The following is a 1,086-nucleotide window of genomic DNA, read 5'->3' as shown; positions in this document are numbered from 1 at the left end:
TGCTGGAGGTATCAGAAGTGCGAATGCTGACATAAGTAACGATAAAGCGGGTGAAAAGCCCGCTCGCCGGAAGACCAAGGGTTCCTGTCCAACGTTAATCGGGGCAGGGTGAGTCGACCCCTAAGGCGAGGCCGAAAGGCGTAGTCGATGGGAAACAGGTTAATATTCCTGTACTCGGTGTTACTGCGAAGGGGGGACGGAGAAGGCTATGTTGGCCGGGCGACGGTTGTCCCGGTTTAAGCATGTAGGCGGAGGTTCCAGGTAAATCCGGTACCTTTTTAACGCTGAGGTGTGATGACGAGGCACTACGGTGCTGAAGCAACAAATGCCCTGCTTCCAGGAAAAGCCTCTAAGCATCAGGTAACATCAAATCGTACCCCAAACCGACACAGGTGGTCAGGTAGAGAATACCAAGGCGCTTGAGAGAACTCGGGTGAAGGAACTAGGCAAAATGGTGCCGTAACTTCGGGAGAAGGCACGCTGATATGTAGGTGAAGCCCCTGCGGGTGGAGCTGAAATCAGTCGAAGATACCAGCTGGCTGCAACTGTTTATTAAAAACACAGCACTGTGCAAACACGAAAGTGGACGTATACGGTGTGACGCCTGCCCGGTGCCGGAAGGTTAATTGATGGGGTTATCCGTAAGGAGAAGCTCTTGATCGAAGCCCCGGTAAACGGCGGCCGTAACTATAACGGTCCTAAGGTAGCGAAATTCCTTGTCGGGTAAGTTCCGACCTGCACGAATGGCGTAATGATGGCCAGGCTGTCTCCACCCGAGACTCAGTGAAATTGAAATCGCTGTGAAGATGCAGTGTACCCGCGGCAAGACGGAAAGACCCCGTGAACCTTTACTATAGCTTGACACTGAACACTGGTCCTTGATGTGTAGGATAGGTGGGAGGCTTTGAAGCGTGGACGCCAGTCTGCGTGGAGCCATCCTTGAAATACCACCCTTTAATGGCTGGTGTTCTAACGTGGACCCGTTACCCGGGTTGCGGACAGTGTCTGGTGGGTAGTTTGACTGGGGCGGTCTCCTCCTAAAGAGTAACGGAGGAGCACGAAGGTTAGCTAATCCTGGTCGGACAT

1 rRNA gene is annotated in these 1,086 nt (G+C 53.0%); it reads left to right on the top strand.

Annotation, left to right across the window (positions count from 1 at the left end):
• Positions 1-1,086, top strand: a 23S ribosomal RNA gene (locus K5I40_RS23735); the annotation flags it as partial.

It is taken from the genome of Leclercia sp. LTM14, assembly GCF_023736175.1.
GTDB lineage: Bacteria > Pseudomonadota > Gammaproteobacteria > Enterobacterales > Enterobacteriaceae > Enterobacter > Enterobacter barmai.
This window is presented reverse-complemented; position numbering and strand designations above follow the sequence as displayed.